Below are 16,076 nucleotides of genomic sequence, written 5' to 3'. Positions count from 1 at the left end.
GCCTCAGCCCGTCCGGAGGAAACCGCTGATCGCGGCGAAGGTCTCCTCGGGCGCGCTGAGGTTCGGGCAGTGGCCGGTCGCGTCGAGCACGACCAGCGTGCTGCCGGGGATGTTGGCGTTGCAGTACGCGCCCACCTCACGCGGCGCGATGACGTCCTCGGAGCACTGCAGGATCAGCGTCGGCACGCTCACCTTGCCCAGGTCCGCGCGGTTGTCGGAGCGGAAGGTCACCTCGGCGAACTGCCGCGCGATGGCCGGATCGGTGCGGCAGAAGCTGTTCGTCAGCTCCTCGCCGAGCTCCGGGCGGTCGGCGTTGCCCATGATGACCGGGGCCATCGCCGAGGACCAGCCGAGATAGTTGCTGTCGAGGCTCTCGAGCAGCTCGTCGATCTCGTTCGCGCTGAAGCCCCCGTAGTAGCCCTCGTCGTCGATGTACCGCGGGGAAGGCCCGACGAGCACGAGCCCGGAGAACCGGTCCGGCTCGGCGTTCGCGGCCAGCAGGCCCATCATCGCGGCGACCGAGTGCCCGACGAACACGACCCCGTGCAGGTCGAGCTCGTGGAGGAGCTCCAGCAGATCGTCGGCGTAGCCGCCGAGGGTGGAGTAGCGCTGCGGGTCGAAGGCCTTCAGGTCGGAGCCGCCGGCGCCGACGTGGTCGAAGAGCACGACGCGGTGTTGGCCGGCGAAGCGGGGCGCGACGAACCGCCACATGTTCTGGTCGCAGCCGAAGCCGTGTGCGAACACGATCGCCGGGGCGGCGGCGTTCTCGGGGCCGAGGAGCCTCACGTTGTTACGCAGCACTGCGCTCACGGCCAGTGACGTTACTAGCGCCCGCCGTGCGCGAACAAGGGGTCAGAGGGCTATTGCCCGCGATCGGGGCGGCGGTCATCTCCGCCGGGCGAGGCGGCCGGGCCGCGGCTCGAAGACCGTTGCAGGGCAAGGACGGTCAACTAGGAGGAGGCACCATGAGTGAACTCGTGGCGATCGGCTATCCCGATCTGGCCACCGCGAACTCGGCCCGTGAAAGGATCATCGAGCTGCAGCGCCAGGGGCTGATCACCGTGCGCGACGCCGCGGTGGTCGAGGCCGGCCGTGACGGCAAGGTCAAGCTGCACCAGTCGACGAGCATGGCCGGCGTCGGGGCGGCCGGCGGGGCGCTGTGGGGCGGCCTCATCGGCCTGCTGTTCTTCGCCCCGTTCATCGGCATGGCGGTCGGCGCGGCCGCGGGCGGCGTCGCCGGCAAGTTCACCGACACCGGGGTGGACGACAAGTTCATGAAGGACGTCGGCTCGGCGCTCGAGCCCGGTAACGCGGCCCTGTTCCTGCTCGTCGACCAGATCACCGTCGACAAGGTCGTGGCGGAGATGGAGCCGTACCACCTCGGCGGCCGCCTCCTGCACAGCTCGCTCAGCAGCGAGGCCGAGCAGCGTCTCCGCGACGCGCTCGAGGCGGCCCGCCTGGCGCGGGTCTGACCGTTCGGCGGGCCCCGGACCGGCCGTGTCCGATCCGGGGTTCGCCGATCGTCGTGATGGCGTGACCGTCATCGCCGTGTTCTTCCTCAACGGCCTCACGCTGTCGACGTACATCGTGCGGGCCCCCTCGTTCAAGGCCGGGTACCACCTCACCGACGGCCGCTTCGGCCTCACCGGCCTGCTGTTCGCGCTCGCCGCCATCGCGTGCATGCAGCTCGTCGGCCCCCTCACCGCCCGCGTCGGCGCCCGGGCGATCCTGCGGGTCACCCTCGCCGTCATGCCGGTGCTGCTGGCCGGCCTCGCCGTCGCGCCCGGCCCGTGGTGGTTCACCGCCGGCACGGCGCTGCTCGGCGCGGTCCACGGCACCACCGACGCCGCGATGAACGCGCTCGCGGTCGCCGTCGAGCGCGGGGCGGGCCGGCCCATCCTCAACGGCTGCCACGCCGGCTGGAGCATCAGCGCGGTCGTGGCCTCGCTGTCCACGGCCGTCCTGGCCCACGCGGGCGTGTCGCTGGCCGTGCACGCGGTCACGGCGGGCGCTCTGCTCCTGGCCGCCGGTCTGGTACTCGGGCCACGCCTGCCGGACCCGCCGGGCGCCGCGGCGCCGTCGTCCGCGCGGGCCGCCTGGAGCCGCCCGCTGCTCGTGCTCGGCCTGACCGCGACGGCGCTCATGATCTGCGAGGGCGGCGCGCTCGGCTGGGGCGGCATATTCCTGCACGACGTGCGGCACGCGACGCTCGGCCTCGCCGCGATGGGGATCACCGCGTACACCGGCGGCCAGACCCTCGGGCGGCTCACCGGCGACCGGCTCACCGCCCGCTGGGGGCCGGCCCGCTGTTCCGCCTCGGCGTCGCCGTCGCCGCGACCGGCCTCGCGACCGCGGTGCTGGCCCCGCACCCGGGCGCCGCGGTGGCGGGGTTCGCCCTGACCGGCCTCGGCTCGTCGGTGCTGATCCCGCTCACCTTCAGCGCGGTGGGACGGCTGCCCGGCCCCGAGCCCGCGGTCCTCGTCGCCCGGCTGACCACCTTCATGTACGCCGGCATCCTGCTCGGGCCGGCCCTGATCGGCTGGTCGGCGGAGTTCGTCGGGCTGGCGGCCACGATGACGGCCCTGGTACCGCTGCTGCTCAGCGCCGCCTACGGATCTTTGAGTCTGCGTTAAGTGTTGCTTAGATCGGGGACTGTGCGGTTCCGCCGCCGAGATGTTCTCGTTACGTTTGGTCCAGTCGGCCGGCAGTCGCCGCCCACCCCCTGGGCGGCCCGGGCCGGCGCCGCCGAGTCGTACGAAGGGCCTGGGAGCAGGCGCGACGCACGAGCCGGGGACCCACTTGGGGCTCGCCCCGTGGGGTGAATCCGCGCCCGTCAAGGTCGCGGTAGGGCGCACCTTCCTCCCGCCCGAACCCGTCAGCTAACCCGGTAGGCGGTCCGGAAGAAGGACGCTGCCGTGTTCAACGGACGAACGGCACTGCGCTCGCTGCTCATCGGGGTGGCGGTCGCGGCGATGGTCGCGCCGGCGTGTGCCGCACACGCCGACCCGACCCATGAGGAGCTGCAGGCCCAGATCGACCAGGGCAACCGGGACCTCGAGCTCATCGTCGAGCAGTACAACAAGATCAACGGCGATCTGGAGGCCACCCAGGCCTCGATCAAGCAGCTGGAGACCGACCTCCAGCCGCTGCAGGCGAGCATGGACGCGGCCCGCGCCACCGCCGACCAGATCGCGGTCAACGCCTACAAGACCGGTGGCAACCTCAACACCTGGTCGCTGATGCTCGGCGCCAGCTCCTCGGACGGGTTCTTCGACCGGGTCGGCACGCTGCAGCAGATATCCCGCAACCAGCAGGCGGACCTCGCCAAGTACACGACCGCGAAGTCCGGCGTCGACACCGAGCAGAAGCGCCTCAACGAGACCCTGGCGGCGCAGAGCCGGCAGAAGGCCGACATCGAGGGGCGGCGCAAGCAGATCGAGGGCAACATCGTCAAGCTCGACGAGATGCAGCGCAAGGCCGACGCCGCCGCGGCGGCCGCGGCCGCCAAGGCCAAGACGCCGACGAAGACCACGACGTCGAACCCGAACCCGGGTCCGCCGCCGGCCGTCTCCGGCGCGGCGGGCAAGGCGGTCAACTACGCGTGGGCCCAGCTCGGCAAGAAGTACGTCTTCGGCGCCGCCGGCCCGAACACCTTCGACTGCTCCGGCCTGACCATGATGGCGTGGAAGGCGGCCGGCGTCTCGCTGCCGCACAACGCCGCGCAGCAGTGGGGCAAGGTCCGGCACATCACGCGGAGCCAGCTGGCCCCCGGTGACCTGGTGTTCTACAACGGCCTCGGGCACGTGGGCATCTACATCGGCAACAACCAGATCATCCACGCGCCGAACAGCCGGACCGTGGTGAAGGTGGCCCCCATCGACATCGACTCGCTGTACGGCTACGGCCGCCCCTGACGGGTCGCATGTCACCACCGCCGCGGACCCCCGCTCCACCCCGAGAGGGATGACGAGCGGGGGTTTCCGGCGTGCCGCTCAGGCACCCAGGTGGCCCTCGCAGGTGCCGTCGGTGGACTTGGTGCCGTCGGGGCAGACCGAGTTCACCCACGACGTGCCGCCGAGGCGGGCGCCGCCCAGCCGGGCGCCGCGCAGGTTGGAGGCCTCGAACGTGGCCCCGGTCAGGTCGGCGCCGCGCAGGTCGGCCGCGGCCAGGTCGGTGCGCAGGAACGACACCGCGTGCAGGTCGGCGTCGCGCAGGGTCGCGTTCTGCAGGCCGACGTCGGTCAGTGAGCTGTCGCGCAGTACCGCGCCGCCCAGGTCGGCCCGGGTCAGCTTCACCTGGCTCAGCTGCGCCGAGCGGGCCGTGGCGCGGCTCAGGTCGGCGCCGTAGAGGTCGGCGCTCGTGATGGCCGCGTCCTGCAGCGTGGCCCGGTGCAGGTTGGCGCAGCGCAGCGGGCGGTCCAGGTCGAAGGCGGTGACCGTCCGGCCACTGAGGTCGGCGGCGCTCGGGGTGGTGCAGCGGGGGCCGTGCGCCGGGTCCGGGCCGCCGCCGCCGCCGTACCAGGTCAGGGCGGCCGCGGCGAGCCCGAGGCCGATGATCGACAGCCCGCCGACGGTCCGCGCGGTCGGCATGACTCGATCTTCCGCGCGTCCGGGCGGTGTGCCGGGTGAGCGGATGGGTTACCTTCCGGTAATGACGAAAGCGCTGGTGCTCGGCGGCGGCGGGATGACCGGTATCGCCTGGGAGTTCGGAGTCCTCGGCGGGCTGGCCCGCGCCGGGGTGAGGGTCGGCGACGCGGACCTCGTCGTGGGTACCTCCGCCGGTTCGGTGGTGGGCACCGTCGTGGCCGCCGGGATCTCCCTCGACGACGCGGTCGCCGCCCAGACCGCCGCCCCGGACCGCCCGGCCCCGGCCGTCGACATCGCGCCGGCCATCGCCGCGTTCGCGCTGCTCGCCGACCGGTCCCGCCCCCGCGCCGAGATCATGGCCGAGATCGGCGCGATGGCCCTGGCCGCGCCGACCGGCGACGAGCAGCCCCACGTCGCGCGCCTCGCCGCCCAGCTGCCGGTCGCCGAATGGCCCGACCGGGCCCTGCGCATCACCGCGGTGGACACCGACGGCGGCCGGTCCGCCGTGTTCGATCGTTCCGCGGGTGTACCCCTCCCGCTCGCCGTCGCCGCCAGCTGCGCGGTCCCGTGCGTGTTCCCGCCGGTCACCATCGACGGCCGGCGGTACATGGACGGCGGGGTGCGCTCGGGCACGAACGCGGACCTCGCCGAGGGCGCCGGCGCGCTGCTCGTCATCGCGCCCGTCGGCGGCCTGATCCGCCCGCTCATCGACCGCGAGATCGCCGCCACCGGCGCGGCGCGCAGCCTGGTGATCGAGCCCGACGACGCCGCGCTCGAGGCCATCGGCCCCAATGTGCTCGACCCGTCCCGCCGCGCCGCCGCCGTCGAGGCCGGCCTGCGCCAGGGTGCGGCCCTCGCCGACGCGGTGCGCGCGGTCTGGAGCGATTGAACGCTGTAACTTTCCCGGTCAAGTCCCAGGACAGCGGCCGTACGGTGGCGGCGCCGTTGCCCACCGTGGCCGCGCGATCCTACCGTCGCAGCGCATGAGCCACTTGAGAAGGGTCATCGCCGCGGCGGTGACGTCCGCCGCCGGTGTCGTGCTCGCCGTCGGCACCATGGCCGGCCCCGCCGCCGCGGCCGGGCCCGGGGTCTCCACCGTCGCCGCGGGCTACGCGCACACCTGCGCCGTCCGGACCGACGCGACGCTGTGGTGCTGGGGCAGCAACTGGAGCGGCGAGGTCGGCGACGGCTCCGGCGTCGACCGGGCCACCCCCACACGGGTGGGTACCGCCGCCACGTGGTCCGGCATCGACGCCGGCGCCAGCCACACCTGCGCGACCCGCACCGACCACACCCTGTGGTGCTGGGGCCGCAACTTCCGCGGCCAGCTCGGCGACGGCACCACCGTGAACAAGACCACCCCGGTCCAGGTCGGCACCGCGACCACGTGGGCGAGCGTCAGCGCCGGCGACAGCCACACGTGCGCGGTCCGTACCGACGGCACCCTGTGGTGCTGGGGCTTCAATCGCCTCGGCCAGCTCGGCCTCGGCTCCTCCGTCTACACCGTGACCACCCCGCAGCAGGTCGGCACGGCCACGACCTGGGCGAGCGTCACGACCGGCTACGCGCACAGCTGCGCGACCCGCACCGACGGCACCCTGTGGTGCTGGGGCGACAGCTCGTCCGGGCAGCTCGGCCTGGGCAGCGTGGCCTACTCGACCACGCCGGCCCAGGTCGGTACGGCCACCACGTGGAGCGGCGTCACCGCCGGGTTCGCCCACAGCTGCGCGACCCGGACCGACCACACCCTGTGGTGCTGGGGTGAGAACGGCTACGGCCAGCTCGGCATCTCCGGCGCGTACCAGACCGCCCCGATCCAGATCGGCACCGTCAACACCTGGAGCCGGGTCAGCGCCGAGGTCGACACGACGTGCGGGTCCCGCACCGACGGCAGCCTGTGGTGCTGGGGCAACAACATGACCGCCCAGATCGGCGACGGAACCACGACCAACCGCTCCGCCCCGACGCGGGTCGGCACCGCCACCACCTGGACGGCGGGCTTCGTCGCGAGCTACCACACCTGCGGCGTCCGCACCGACGCGAGCCTGTGGTGCTGGGGCAACAACGCCAACTCCCAGCTGGGCGACGGCACCACCACCCAGCGCTCGACCCCGGCGCAGGTCACCCTGCCCTGACCGGCTCGGCTCCACCGGCCGGTCAGGGCCGCGTGACCTGACCGGCCGCCGCGCGCAGGGTTCGGCCGGTGCTGGGCGATGCGCCGCTGCAGCCCCTAGGGGCTGTATCGAAGTGGATGGCCGGGCTGCGGCGGACTCAGGCGTCGCCGGGAACCGTAGCGGTCACACCCCGATACAACCCCGGTATCGGGGCGCGCCCGGCGCGGCCCCAGCCGACGCCTGAGCCTCGCCTCGCTCCGACCCCCACTTCGACACAGCCCCTAGGCGGCCGGGGTCGTGGTGCAGGCCCAGCTCTCCTGGGCGGCGGGGGAGTAGGGCGAGACGCCCGCCGGGTTGAAGGCGCGCACCTTGAAGCACATGTACGTGCCCGGGCTCAGGCCGTCCCAGGTGTACGAGCTCGCGTTCGCCGCGGTGTTGTGCGACGTGTTGCCGTTGATGACCGTGAAGCCCGTCTCGTCGGCGGAGTTGTCCGTCCACTGCAGACGGACGGCGGCCGGGCCCTGCGGGGTCGCGGTCAGGCCGCTCGGGGCGGCCGGGCCCGTGCCGGCCTGGCTCGTGGTGCACACCCAGTCCTGTTGCGCGGCCGGGAAGTACGCCGACGGGCCCGCCGCGCCGATCGCGCGCACCTTGAAGCACATGTACGTGTCCGGGGCGAGGCCGTCCCAGGTGTACGTGGTCGCGTCGGCGGCCGCGGTGTGCGACGTCGAGCCGTTGATGACCTCGTAGCCGGTCTCGTTGCGGGCGTTGTCCGTCCACTGCAGACGGATGGCGGCCGCGCTGACCGGGGTCGCCCGCAGGCCGGACGGCGGCGGGGGCGCGCCGGGGGACGCCTCGGCCGAGGCGGCGGCCGCCGGGGGTACCGCCGGGACCGAGCCGGTGGGGCGGGCCGAGGCCGGGGCGCTCGACGCGCCCGGGCCGGCCGCGACGCCGTTGAGGCCCGCGGCGTCGGCCGGCAGCGTCCCGTCGGCCAGCACGGAGGGCGGCTTCGGGTCGTCGCCGCGCGCGAGGACCACCGCGGCCACCGCCACGATCGCGACGACCGCCGCGGCCACGAGCAGTTTGCGTGACTGCGGCTTTTCGTCCGGTACCGACGGCAGCGCCTCCAGTCGCGTCGCCTCGGCCGCCGCCCGGGCCGCCGCGGCCATGTCCGCGCCCGAGGACCACCGCTGGGCGGGCTCCTTGGCCAGCGCCCGCAGCACGACCTCGCGGACCGCGGGCGGCACGTCCGGCGGCAGCGGCGGCGGCGCGTCGTTGGCCTGGCGCAGCGCGATCTGCAGCAGGCTCTCGCCCGCGAACGGCAGGCGGCCGGACACGCACAGGTACGCGACGATGCCCAGCGAGTACAGATCCGACTGCGCCGTCGCCGGCTGGCCGCCGGCGCGCTCGGGCGCGATGTAGGAGGCGGTGCCGAGCAGCAGCCCGGTCGAGGTCCGGTGGGTCGCGGCGGCCGAGCGGGCGATGCCGAAGTCGGTGAGCACCGCGCTGCCGTCGGGCCGCACGAGCAGGTTGCCCGGCTTGACGTCGCGGTGCATGACGCCCTTCTCGTGGGCCGCGTGCAGCGCCTCGGCGGCCTCGGCGACCATCCGCATGGTGGCCTCGGGGCTCAGCCGCTCGACCCGGTCGAGGGTGCGGGCCAGCGACTCGCCGTCGATGTACTTCATGACGAGGTACACCCCGGCGGCCGGGTCGTCGCCGAAGTCGTACACGTCGACGACGCCCGGGTGGCTGATCGTCGCCATGGTGCGCGCCTCGGCCCGGAACCGCTCGACGAACTCGGGCTCGCCGGTGGGCGCCCGCAGCAGCTTGACCGCGACCGTGCGCCCGAGCACCCGGTCGTGGCCCTCCCACACGTCGCCCATCCCGCCGCCGGCGATGTGCCGCTCGAGCTGGTACCGCCCGGCCAGCACCGTTCCCGCGCCGATCAACGAGCCCCCTCAGCCGGCCGGACACCTGGACGACTGTTCCTATCCCGCCGGGCGGCGAACCGCAAGGCCACGATCGGCCAGGAAAGCCGCCCGGGTGTGCACCACCGTCAGTAGCCGATGCGGAAGGTCGCGTCCTGTTTGTCAGTGCTCGACGAGCCGCTCGTGATCGGGTCGATCCGCAGCACGTAGTTGTAGTGGCGCAGGTACCGGTCGGGGAAGTTGTACGAGCGGAACGACGTCCACGAGGAGTCGGCGAACCCGGCCGTCTTGTAGAACGTGGCGTCGGCCTTGAACGTGCTCGTGCCGTCGCTGGTGTCGAGTACCAGCGCGTAGTTCGAGTGGCGCAGGTAGCGGTCCGGGTAGTTCACCGAGCGGAACGACACGCCGGCCGGGTCGGCCAGGCCCGGCACCAGGGTCCACAGCTGGTCCTGGTACGGGTCGAACGGGTAGACGTCGATGCGCCCGACGTTGTTGGAGTGGCGGACGTAGCGGTCCGGGAAGTTGTACGACTTCACGCGGTTCCACGCCGGGGCGCCCCACTTCGCGGTGAGGTTGGACTGCTCCGTCGACGTCAGCGGCGTGATGCCGGGGTGCTTGGAGTTCAGCGGCTGGGTGTACGCGCGGTCGTTGAGCAGGCTCCACGAGCCGCCGGCCACGTTGGTGCTCTGCCAGCAGAAGAACCGCCCGTTGGGGCTCCACGTGTCGCCCCACATGTACCAGGTGTTCGCCGTGTTCGACTTGACGATCTGCGGGGCCTCGACGCCGCGGCCCGGGCCGATGCCCGACGTGTAGATGCTGAAGCTGCCCGGGTTCAGGCTCGAGGAGCGGGTACCGAGCAGCGTGCTGTTCGTGTTGTTCTTGAAGTACATGTAGTTGACCCCGTCGACGCTGACGAAGTCGCCGTCGATGGCGTCGTAGCCGGGGTCGAAGAACGTCTGCGGGCTCGAGGCCGTCACGAAGTCGCTGGTGTAGTTCACCATCAGCACGTTGTGGCCGCCGGTGACCGCCGAGTAGACGACCGCGTACTGTCCGCGCCCGGCGTCCCAGTAGGCCTCCGGCGCCCACGCGTGGGTGGCGAGCGAGTGCACCTTCAGGAGCCGGTACCCCGTGAAGGTGCGCAGGTCGGCGGAGTCCCAGACGTGGATGTACTGACTCTGGTAGTTCCAGTCCGTGCCGTTGAGGTCCGTCGCCAGCACCACGAACCCGCCGGTCTGCTTGCGCAGGATGAACGGGTCGCGCAGGCCCTTGCTGCCCAGCGTCGGCGTGACGACCGGGTTGTTCTGGTTGAGCGGGGTCCAGGTGAGCCCGTCGGAGCTGACGGCCAGGTGCAGGCCGTAGTTCGCGGCGGCCATGGTGGGGGACTCGGTGAAGTACGCCATGGCATAACCGGAATAGGTGGCGGCGAACGCGTTCTCGGGGCGGACGAGCGCGGCGCCGGCGACGGCAGCGCCCGCGGCGGAGAGCAGGGTGCGACGCTTCAAGAGGTCACCTCTGATTGTTATCGCTCACAATTGGCGGCTTGCTGAGCGGATGCGAGCGATGTTATCGCTCACATAGATGGTGTCAAGTGCGTCCATAGCCGAGCTAGGTAAGATAAGGACATGCCCCCACTTCAGCGGGTCACCGCGCCGCTGCTCGACGTGCTGGTCGTGCTGCTCGACGCTCACCGGCACGGGCAGGAGGAGCTGCACGGCTGGGCCATCATGAAGAGCGCGCGGCGGTCCGGGCCGACCACCTACGGCGTCCTCGACCGGCTCGAGGAGGCCCGCTGGGTGACCGGCCGCTGGGAGGCCGAGCACCCCGACGGCAACAAGCCCCGCCGGCGCTTCTACCGGCTCACCCCGCACGGCGTCACCGGCGCGGCCGACCTGCTGCGCGCCCGCGGGCGGCGGCTCCCGGCCCACGGGCCCGCCGCCGCGACCCGGCCGGGCCTGGCCGCCGAGGGCGGTGCCCGGTGAGCGGATGGTGGCAGCTCCTCGCGCCCGTGCTGCTGGGCCTGGCCATCAACGAGTGCTCGGCGCGATGAACCGCGCCGAGCAGGCCCGCGCCGTGTGGCACCGGGCCGCCGCCGACGAGCCCGCCGCCCGTTGGTTCCTCGCCGGCAAGCTGCAGGCGGCCGGGCGCGTCGGCGAGGCCCTCGAGGTGTGGCGGATGGCCGCCGAGGCCGGGGATCCGGGCGCCTGGCACGAGCTCGCGATGCTCACCCGGGTCTCGGCCGGGCCGCGCGCGGCGCTGCGGGTCCGGGAGGAGGCCGCGGCCGCCGGCGCGCCGATGGCCTCGTCCGGCCTCGCCGACGTGCTGGTGCGGATTGGGCGCGTCGACGAGGCGGTCGCCCTGGCCCGGCGCTCGGTGGAGGAGGGCGACCCGGGCGCGGCGCGGATGCTCGGGCACGCGATCGAGCTGAGCCGGCGCGGGGTACCCGGAACCCTGCACGTCGTCGACAGCGACGACACGACGGAACTGCTCACGCCGTACGACTTCATGGCCGTCACCGACGAGCAGTGGGACTTCATCACGGGGGATATGCTCGGCGCGTGATCAGCTTCCGCAGCGCCGTCGAGGCGCGCGACGCCGAGGCCATGGCCGCGACCCTGGCCGACAACGTGGTCTTCCACAGCCCGGTGGCGTTCCGGCCCTACGAGGGCAAGCCGATGGTCGCGGCGATCCTGCGGGGCGTGCTGCGCGTGTTCGAGGACTTCCGCTACGTCCGCGAGCTCGGCGGCGCCGACGGCCGGGACCATGCGCTCGTCTTCGCGACGCGGATCGGCGACGTCGCCGTCGAGGGCTGCGACTTCCTGCACCTGGACGAGAACGGCCTGATCGACGAGTTCACGGTCATGGTCCGGCCGATGTCGGCCGCGCAGGCGCTGGCCGCCGCGATGGCGGCGCAGTTCGACCAGATCAAGCGCGAGGCCGGGGTCTAGGGGCTGTATCGAAGTGGGGGTCGGAGCCTGAGTCCGCCGCAGCCCGGCCATCCACTTCGATACAGCCCCTAGTACGCCCGTGAACGGCCGCCCTGCCGCAGAGCCGGGCGGCCGCCGCCTCGGGGGTCACGCGGTGGCGCGCGACCAGAGCTGGTTGTTCCCGCCGTTGCAGGTGTACTGCGAGATGTCGACCCCGTCGCCGGTGCCGGAGCCGACCACGTCCAGGCACTTGCCGCTGTGCCGCGCGACGACCTGGAAGTAGCTGCCGCTGGCCTTCCACTGCCACTGCTGGTTCGTGCTGCCGGACGCGCACGTGTACTGGATGACGTTCGCGCCGTCGGCGGTCGACGCGCTCGCGACGTCGAGGCACTTGCCGCTGTACGCGTTCACGACGCGGAAGTAGCCGCCGCCGACGTCCTCGAAGGCCCACTTCTGGTTGGCGCCGCCGTTGTTCGCGTACTGCTTGACCTCGGCGCCGTTCGCGACCGACGCGCCGACGACGTCCATCACGCGGCCGCTGTTGCGGTTGGTGACCCGGTAGTGCGTCAGCGTCGCGTTCCCGCCGCCGTCGAGGCCCCAAGAGTAGCGCAGCTGGTCACGGCCGGAGGCGCTCGTGGTCGACAGGCTCAGGCTGGTACCGCTGCCGGAAATTTCTTGCAGGCGGTAGGGATCGGCGATGCGCACGCCGGGCCAGTAGACGGTGCCGAGCCCCTCCGCGCGCGCCTCGGCGGCGGTGCCCCGGATGAAGGCGACGAAGCTGTCCGAAGTGGACGGTGCGTTGTAGTTGCGCCCGTCGGTCATCGGCGCGCCGAACTCGGTGACGAGCGTGCGCGAGGCGTAGGCGCCGATGCTCGTGCGCAGGCTCTCCCGCCACGAGTCCTCGGTGAGGCGCCCGGTGTCGAAGAACTGGTAGGTGTGCCGGGAGATCAGCGTGCCCGCGAAGCGGCTGTCGTCCCCGATCGTCGTGATCCGCTGGTTGTACCCGGCCCCGCTCACGATGATCCGCCCGCGCGGCACCCCGGAGTAGTTCGACAGCCACTGGGCCGCGACGTTCTTCCAGTCCGCGTCGCTGTACCCGTGCGGCTCGTTCATCGGCTCGAAGTACACGTTGGCGTTGCCCTGGTACTTGGCCACGATGGTGCCCCACATCGACCAGAACTGGGTCGTGTTGTCCACCAGCCCGTCGCGGGAGTTGTCGGCCTCCCAGTAGCTCAGGATGACCCGCATCCCCTTGCTGGTGGCCTTGTCGATGGCGCCGGTGTAGGAGTTCCAGTAGGAGCCCGACACCGTCGGGTAGTTCACCGGCATCCGTACCGTGTTGGCGCCGAGGTTGTTCTGGAAGCCCGTGAGGATCTTGTCGGCCTTCGTCTGCGTCGTCGCGTAGCTGTCGGACGTGCTCAGCCCGCCCAGCACCAGCGTGTCGTTGACGAAGTTGTCCCGCTGGTCGGCCCAGTTGACCCCGCGGAAGTCGCTCGTCGCCGCGTGCGCGGGCGTGGCGAGGGCGGCGAGGGAGCCGGCGGTGAGCAGGGCCGCCGCCAGGGTGGCGGTGAGCGAGCGGCGCCTTGTGTGCATGGGTTCACCCCTTCGTTCCATGACTGTCGATGCCTGGATGACATCGGAGTGGAGCGGAGGCGGCGGCGCCACCAAGCGAGCGGAGAAGGTCAGAAACGCTCAGAAACGAACATGCCGGGGCGGCGGACCAGCGACAGCGAGGAGTGCCGCACCACCAGCTCGGGGGCGACGAGCACGCGCTGGGACGGGCGCCGGTCCCCGTCGAGCAGGCGGGACACCATGAGCTCGACCGCGAGCCGGCCGACGTGGTGCTTCGGCGGGCGCACCGCGGTCAGCGCGGGCTCGGCGAGGTGGGCGACCTCGTCGTCGTACGACACCAGGGCCAGGTCGTCGGGGACGGCCACGCCGTGCTCGGCGCAGAACTGGGCGATCGACATGGCGTCGGGGTCGCTGTGCACGATCAGCGCGGTGATGCGCGCGCGGCGGCACTGCGCGAGCACGTCGCGGATCTCGGTCCAGTGCTCCCGGGCGGTCAGCGCGACGACCATCCCGTCGGCGATGGCCAGGTCGGCGCAGGCGGCCCGCCAGCCCTGCAGCAGGTGCTCGGAGGTCGGGCTCTCGTGCGACAGGACCAGCCCGATGTGCCGGTGGCCCTGCTGGTGCAGGTGGTGCACGGCGATCTCGGCGCCGAGCGCGTGGTCGCTGCGCACCCACTCCAGCTGCCGCGGGGTCGCGGTCCACCGGTGCGGCTGGCGTTCCACGAGGATCGCCGGCACCGGCAGCCGCCCGATCCAGTCGATCATCTCCGCGTCGAGGCTCGGCGCGAGCAGCAGCCCCTGCACCTGGCTGGCCTCGACGAGCCGGCCGATCTGGCGCCGGTCCTCGTCCGGGTCGTACGACGAGCCGCGCAGCTGCAGCGCGACCCCGAGCGCGGCGGCGGCCGCCCGGGCCCCGGCCACGATCGGCGGCCAGTAGAAGTCCAGCGACGGCACGACGATGCCGATGGTGAACCGCGTCCGCGGCCGCTGCACCGGCCGGGGCAGGTCGACGCCGGGCCCCTGCCCGGGCAGCGTGGCCCCGCCGTGCACGCGGGTGACGAGGTTGCGCTCGGCCAGGGCGGCGATGTCACGCCGGATGGTCAGCTCACTGACGCCCAGCTCCCGGGCCAGGTCGGCGACGCGCACCGACCCGGCCCGGCGCAGCTCGCCGAGCAGCCGCTCGTGGCGTTGAACGCCGAACAGCCGATCAGTCATGGCACTCTTCCGGGCCCGCCGATTGTTTCGTGCCCGTTAACATAAATGTCGGACGATACCTCGTCAACCGCTGTGTTAGCGCTCCTCAACCAGGGCCGCCAGACGGTCGAGCGAGGCCTGTAACTTGCCGGCCGTCGTCGCCTCCGCGCGCGCGAAGCGCTGCTCGTCGGTGAGGCCGGTCCAGTCGTACGTGTGCGTGACGCGCGTGCTCGACCCGTCGATCGGCTCGAGCTCCCATCGCCACAGGTGCCCGGGCTGGGGCTGGCCCGGCTCGCTCGGCCGCCACGCGATGCGCCGCCCCTCGGCGAACTCGACGACGTGGTTCTCCCGGACCGCGCCGCCGGTCAGCGTCATGACGAAGACGTCACCGGCGGCGCGGACCCGCTGCCCGTCCGCCGCCTCCCGGAGGTTCTCGTTGCCGTCCCACTCCGGCTGGCGGGCGGGGTCGGCGATGAGCTCGAAGATGGCGGCGGCGGGCGCGGCGATGTCACGGCCGGCGGTGACGACTCGGGTCATGCCTCCTATCTCATCACCCACCCAGCGATGCCGCCGCCGACGCGATCGCGCTCGCGAACGTGCTCACCTCGGAGTAGACGCCGGGGTAGTTGGGCCGCGCGCAGCCGTTGCCCCAGCTCACGATGCCGACCTGGATCCACGCGTTGGCGGCGTCGCGGCGGAACATCGGCCCGCCGGAGTCGCCCTGGCAGGTGTCGACGCCGCCGGAGGCGTACCCGGCGCAGATCTCGTCGCTCGGGACGAGGTCCGGGTAGGAGTTGTCGCAGGTGGCGTCGGGCACGAACGGGACTGTGGCCTTGAGGAGGTACCGCTGCTGGCCCCCGCCCTCGGTGGCCGCGCCCCACCCGACGATCGTGAACGTGCCGGTGTTGTACGTCGTGTTGGTCGCGATCGGCAGCGTGGCGAGGCCGGTCACGGGGGTGGCGAGCCGGATGAGCGCCCAGTCCTTGCCGTTGCCGTTGTACCCGGGCGCCCGGTACACGTAGTTCGACCGGACGGTGATCCGGCTGGACGACTGCAGATCGACCACGCCGAGCGTGGCGGTGATACTGGTGTTGGTACCGGTCCGGCTCACACAGTGCGCGGCGGTCAGCACGAGCCGGGGGCTGTACAGGGCGCCGCCGCAGCCCATCGACAGGCGCACCATGAACGGGAACTCACCCTGCGCGGCTCGGGTCCCGCCGACCACCGACTCTCCGGGCACGGCCGCGTGCGCGTTGCCGGGCACGACGCCGGCGAGCGCGGCGGTCATTGCGGCTACCACCACCAGAAGCCTTCGAACCATCCGGAGCCTCCCCACCTCGTTGGACGATTAGAAGAACGATAGTCGTCGATCTCCTGAATTCGGCCATAGCGCCTGGTCCATATCATGTAGACCGCCGGCCGGCAGCACGGTCGATCAGCGCATTGACGATCGCGGCCGAAGACGCGCACGAATAACGCACCGTCAGCGCCCCTTCCCGCGACGGCGCGAGCCGCTCCACGTCGCGAACAACGCACCGGCGACGCCGGTTACCGCGGCCAGCGCGGCCGGTCCAGCAGTCAGGTAGATCGCGCCGCAGGCGAGCAGGATGAGGATCAGTCCGAAGAGTTCGACCAGCTTGATATTCATCCTTGTACTACAGCCGACGGCAGTGCCGGTTCCCTCGCCCCACGAACGAACCCGGCGAGACCCGAAGTCACCCGGACGCCCGATGTTCGGCGTTCTTCGCCCACCTTCGACGCC

At 72.4% G+C, this 16,076-nt stretch carries 18 protein-coding genes and 1 riboswitch; of the genes, 9 read left to right on the top strand and 9 right to left on the bottom strand.

Features of this window, described 5'->3' with window-relative positions:
• Positions 1-3: 3 nt before the first annotated feature.
• Complete coding sequence (locus ACPPVO_RS45735) at positions 4-810, bottom strand: alpha/beta fold hydrolase (RefSeq protein WP_426504953.1); 807 nt, start codon at positions 808-810, stop codon at positions 4-6.
• Positions 811-965: 155 nt separating this feature from the next.
• On the opposite strand from ACPPVO_RS45735, the gene ACPPVO_RS45730 reads away from it, so the two are divergent.
• From ACPPVO_RS45730 to ACPPVO_RS45715, 4 genes are all read left to right on the top strand, one after another.
• Positions 966-1,472, top strand: a complete 507-nt coding sequence (locus ACPPVO_RS45730) for a DUF1269 domain-containing protein (RefSeq protein WP_426504951.1) — start codon at positions 966-968, stop codon at positions 1,470-1,472.
• A gap of 61 nt (positions 1,473-1,533) precedes the next feature.
• Complete coding sequence (locus ACPPVO_RS45725) at positions 1,534-2,400, top strand: MFS transporter (RefSeq protein ID WP_426504950.1); 867 nt, start codon at positions 1,534-1,536, stop codon at positions 2,398-2,400.
• Positions 2,382-2,633 carry a hypothetical protein gene (locus tag ACPPVO_RS45720; protein WP_426504949.1) on the top strand — a complete coding sequence of 84 codons (252 nt, stop codon included), beginning with the start codon at positions 2,382-2,384 and terminating at the stop codon, positions 2,631-2,633. Before ACPPVO_RS45725 ends, ACPPVO_RS45720 begins: the two co-directional genes overlap by 19 nt.
• Before the next feature lie 117 nt (positions 2,634-2,750).
• Positions 2,751-2,908: riboswitch (cyclic di-AMP (ydaO/yuaA leader) on the top strand.
• 7 nt (positions 2,909-2,915) lie between these two features.
• Positions 2,916-3,914, top strand: a complete 999-nt coding sequence (locus ACPPVO_RS45715) for an NlpC/P60 family protein (protein ID WP_426504947.1) — start codon at positions 2,916-2,918, stop codon at positions 3,912-3,914.
• A 78-nt stretch (positions 3,915-3,992) separates the two neighbouring features.
• Here ACPPVO_RS45715 and ACPPVO_RS45710 read toward each other — a convergent pair whose 3' ends face one another.
• Complete coding sequence (locus tag ACPPVO_RS45710) at positions 3,993-4,589, bottom strand: pentapeptide repeat-containing protein (RefSeq protein WP_426504946.1); 597 nt, start codon at positions 4,587-4,589, stop codon at positions 3,993-3,995.
• Positions 4,590-4,650: 61 nt separating this feature from the next.
• Here ACPPVO_RS45710 and ACPPVO_RS45705 point away from each other — a divergent pair, with 61 nt between their 5' ends.
• The gene (locus ACPPVO_RS45705; protein WP_426504944.1) at positions 4,651-5,475 is read left to right on the top strand and encodes a patatin-like phospholipase family protein; all 825 of its coding nucleotides are present in this window, start codon (positions 4,651-4,653) and stop codon (positions 5,473-5,475) included.
• 94 nt (positions 5,476-5,569) lie between these two features.
• Entirely contained in the window at positions 5,570-6,721 is a 1,152-nt protein-coding gene (locus tag ACPPVO_RS45700) for an RCC1 domain-containing protein (protein ID WP_426504943.1), read from the top strand.
• A gap of 260 nt (positions 6,722-6,981) precedes the next feature.
• On the opposite strand, the gene ACPPVO_RS45695 is transcribed toward ACPPVO_RS45700, so the two are convergent.
• Positions 6,982-8,646, bottom strand: a complete 1,665-nt coding sequence (locus ACPPVO_RS45695) for a protein kinase domain-containing protein (RefSeq protein WP_426504942.1) — start codon at positions 8,644-8,646, stop codon at positions 6,982-6,984.
• 107 nt (positions 8,647-8,753) lie between these two features.
• Positions 8,754-10,127: a glycoside hydrolase family 43 protein gene (locus ACPPVO_RS45690; protein WP_426504940.1), complete on the bottom strand. Its 1,374-nt coding sequence runs from the start codon at positions 10,125-10,127 to the stop codon at positions 8,754-8,756.
• Positions 10,128-10,247: 120 nt separating this feature from the next.
• Here ACPPVO_RS45690 and ACPPVO_RS45685 point away from each other — a divergent pair, with 120 nt between their 5' ends.
• The 3 genes from ACPPVO_RS45685 (at position 10,248) to ACPPVO_RS45675 (ending at position 11,570) form a co-directional block, all read left to right on the top strand.
• Positions 10,248-10,604: a PadR family transcriptional regulator gene (locus ACPPVO_RS45685; RefSeq protein ID WP_426504939.1), complete on the top strand. Its 357-nt coding sequence runs from the start codon at positions 10,248-10,250 to the stop codon at positions 10,602-10,604.
• A 64-nt stretch (positions 10,605-10,668) separates the two neighbouring features.
• Complete coding sequence (locus tag ACPPVO_RS45680) at positions 10,669-11,184, top strand: hypothetical protein (protein ID WP_426504938.1); 516 nt, start codon at positions 10,669-10,671, stop codon at positions 11,182-11,184.
• Positions 11,181-11,570 (top strand): nuclear transport factor 2 family protein, encoded by a 390-nt coding sequence (locus tag ACPPVO_RS45675; RefSeq protein WP_426504937.1) that lies wholly within the window; start codon positions 11,181-11,183, stop codon positions 11,568-11,570. Before ACPPVO_RS45680 ends, ACPPVO_RS45675 begins: the two co-directional genes overlap by 4 nt.
• A gap of 126 nt (positions 11,571-11,696) precedes the next feature.
• On the opposite strand, the gene ACPPVO_RS45670 is transcribed toward ACPPVO_RS45675, so the two are convergent.
• From ACPPVO_RS45670 to ACPPVO_RS45650, 5 genes are all read right to left on the bottom strand, one after another.
• Positions 11,697-13,142 (bottom strand): RICIN domain-containing protein, encoded by a 1,446-nt coding sequence (locus ACPPVO_RS45670; protein WP_426504936.1) that lies wholly within the window; start codon positions 13,140-13,142, stop codon positions 11,697-11,699.
• An 89-nt stretch (positions 13,143-13,231) separates the two neighbouring features.
• Positions 13,232-14,335: a LacI family DNA-binding transcriptional regulator gene (locus tag ACPPVO_RS45665; protein ID WP_426504934.1), complete on the bottom strand. Its 1,104-nt coding sequence runs from the start codon at positions 14,333-14,335 to the stop codon at positions 13,232-13,234.
• Between the two features lie 75 nt (positions 14,336-14,410).
• Positions 14,411-14,851: an SRPBCC family protein gene (locus ACPPVO_RS45660; RefSeq protein WP_426504933.1), complete on the bottom strand. Its 441-nt coding sequence runs from the start codon at positions 14,849-14,851 to the stop codon at positions 14,411-14,413.
• Between the two features lie 13 nt (positions 14,852-14,864).
• Positions 14,865-15,635 (bottom strand): S1 family peptidase, encoded by a 771-nt coding sequence (locus ACPPVO_RS45655; RefSeq protein ID WP_426504932.1) that lies wholly within the window; start codon positions 15,633-15,635, stop codon positions 14,865-14,867.
• 162 nt (positions 15,636-15,797) lie between these two features.
• A complete protein-coding gene (locus ACPPVO_RS45650; protein ID WP_426504931.1) occupies positions 15,798-15,962 on the bottom strand; it encodes a hypothetical protein in 165 nt (54 codons plus the stop codon).
• Positions 15,963-16,076 lie beyond the last annotated feature (114 nt).

The sequence above is a fragment of the Dactylosporangium sp. McL0621 genome (assembly GCF_049995355.1).
In the GTDB taxonomy this organism is placed as follows: domain Bacteria; phylum Actinomycetota; class Actinomycetes; order Mycobacteriales; family Micromonosporaceae; genus Dactylosporangium.
This window is presented reverse-complemented; position numbering and strand designations above follow the sequence as displayed.

What these genes read in the sequence shown, in the direction of transcription:
- ACPPVO_RS45685 (WP_426504939.1), top strand. Translation starts at nt 10,248, where the DNA reads ATGCCCCCACTTCAGCGGGTCACCGCGCCGCTGCTCGACGTGCTGGTC.
- ACPPVO_RS45710 (WP_426504946.1), bottom strand. Translation starts at nt 4,589, where the DNA reads ATGCCGACCGCGCGGACCGTCGGCGGGCTGTCGATCATCGGCCTCGGG.
- ACPPVO_RS45650 (WP_426504931.1), bottom strand. Translation starts at nt 15,962, where the DNA reads ATGAATATCAAGCTGGTCGAACTCTTCGGACTGATCCTCATCCTGCTC.
- ACPPVO_RS45665 (WP_426504934.1), bottom strand. Translation starts at nt 14,335, where the DNA reads ATGACTGATCGGCTGTTCGGCGTTCAACGCCACGAGCGGCTGCTCGGC.
- ACPPVO_RS45700 (WP_426504943.1), top strand. Translation starts at nt 5,570, where the DNA reads ATGAGCCACTTGAGAAGGGTCATCGCCGCGGCGGTGACGTCCGCCGCC.
- ACPPVO_RS45705 (WP_426504944.1), top strand. Translation starts at nt 4,651, where the DNA reads ATGACGAAAGCGCTGGTGCTCGGCGGCGGCGGGATGACCGGTATCGCC.
- ACPPVO_RS45655 (WP_426504932.1), bottom strand. Translation starts at nt 15,635, where the DNA reads ATGGTTCGAAGGCTTCTGGTGGTGGTAGCCGCAATGACCGCCGCGCTC.
- ACPPVO_RS45670 (WP_426504936.1), bottom strand. Translation starts at nt 13,142, where the DNA reads ATGCACACAAGGCGCCGCTCGCTCACCGCCACCCTGGCGGCGGCCCTG.
- ACPPVO_RS45660 (WP_426504933.1), bottom strand. Translation starts at nt 14,851, where the DNA reads ATGACCCGAGTCGTCACCGCCGGCCGTGACATCGCCGCGCCCGCCGCC.
- ACPPVO_RS45680 (WP_426504938.1), top strand. Translation starts at nt 10,669, where the DNA reads ATGAACCGCGCCGAGCAGGCCCGCGCCGTGTGGCACCGGGCCGCCGCC.
- ACPPVO_RS45730 (WP_426504951.1), top strand. Translation starts at nt 966, where the DNA reads ATGAGTGAACTCGTGGCGATCGGCTATCCCGATCTGGCCACCGCGAAC.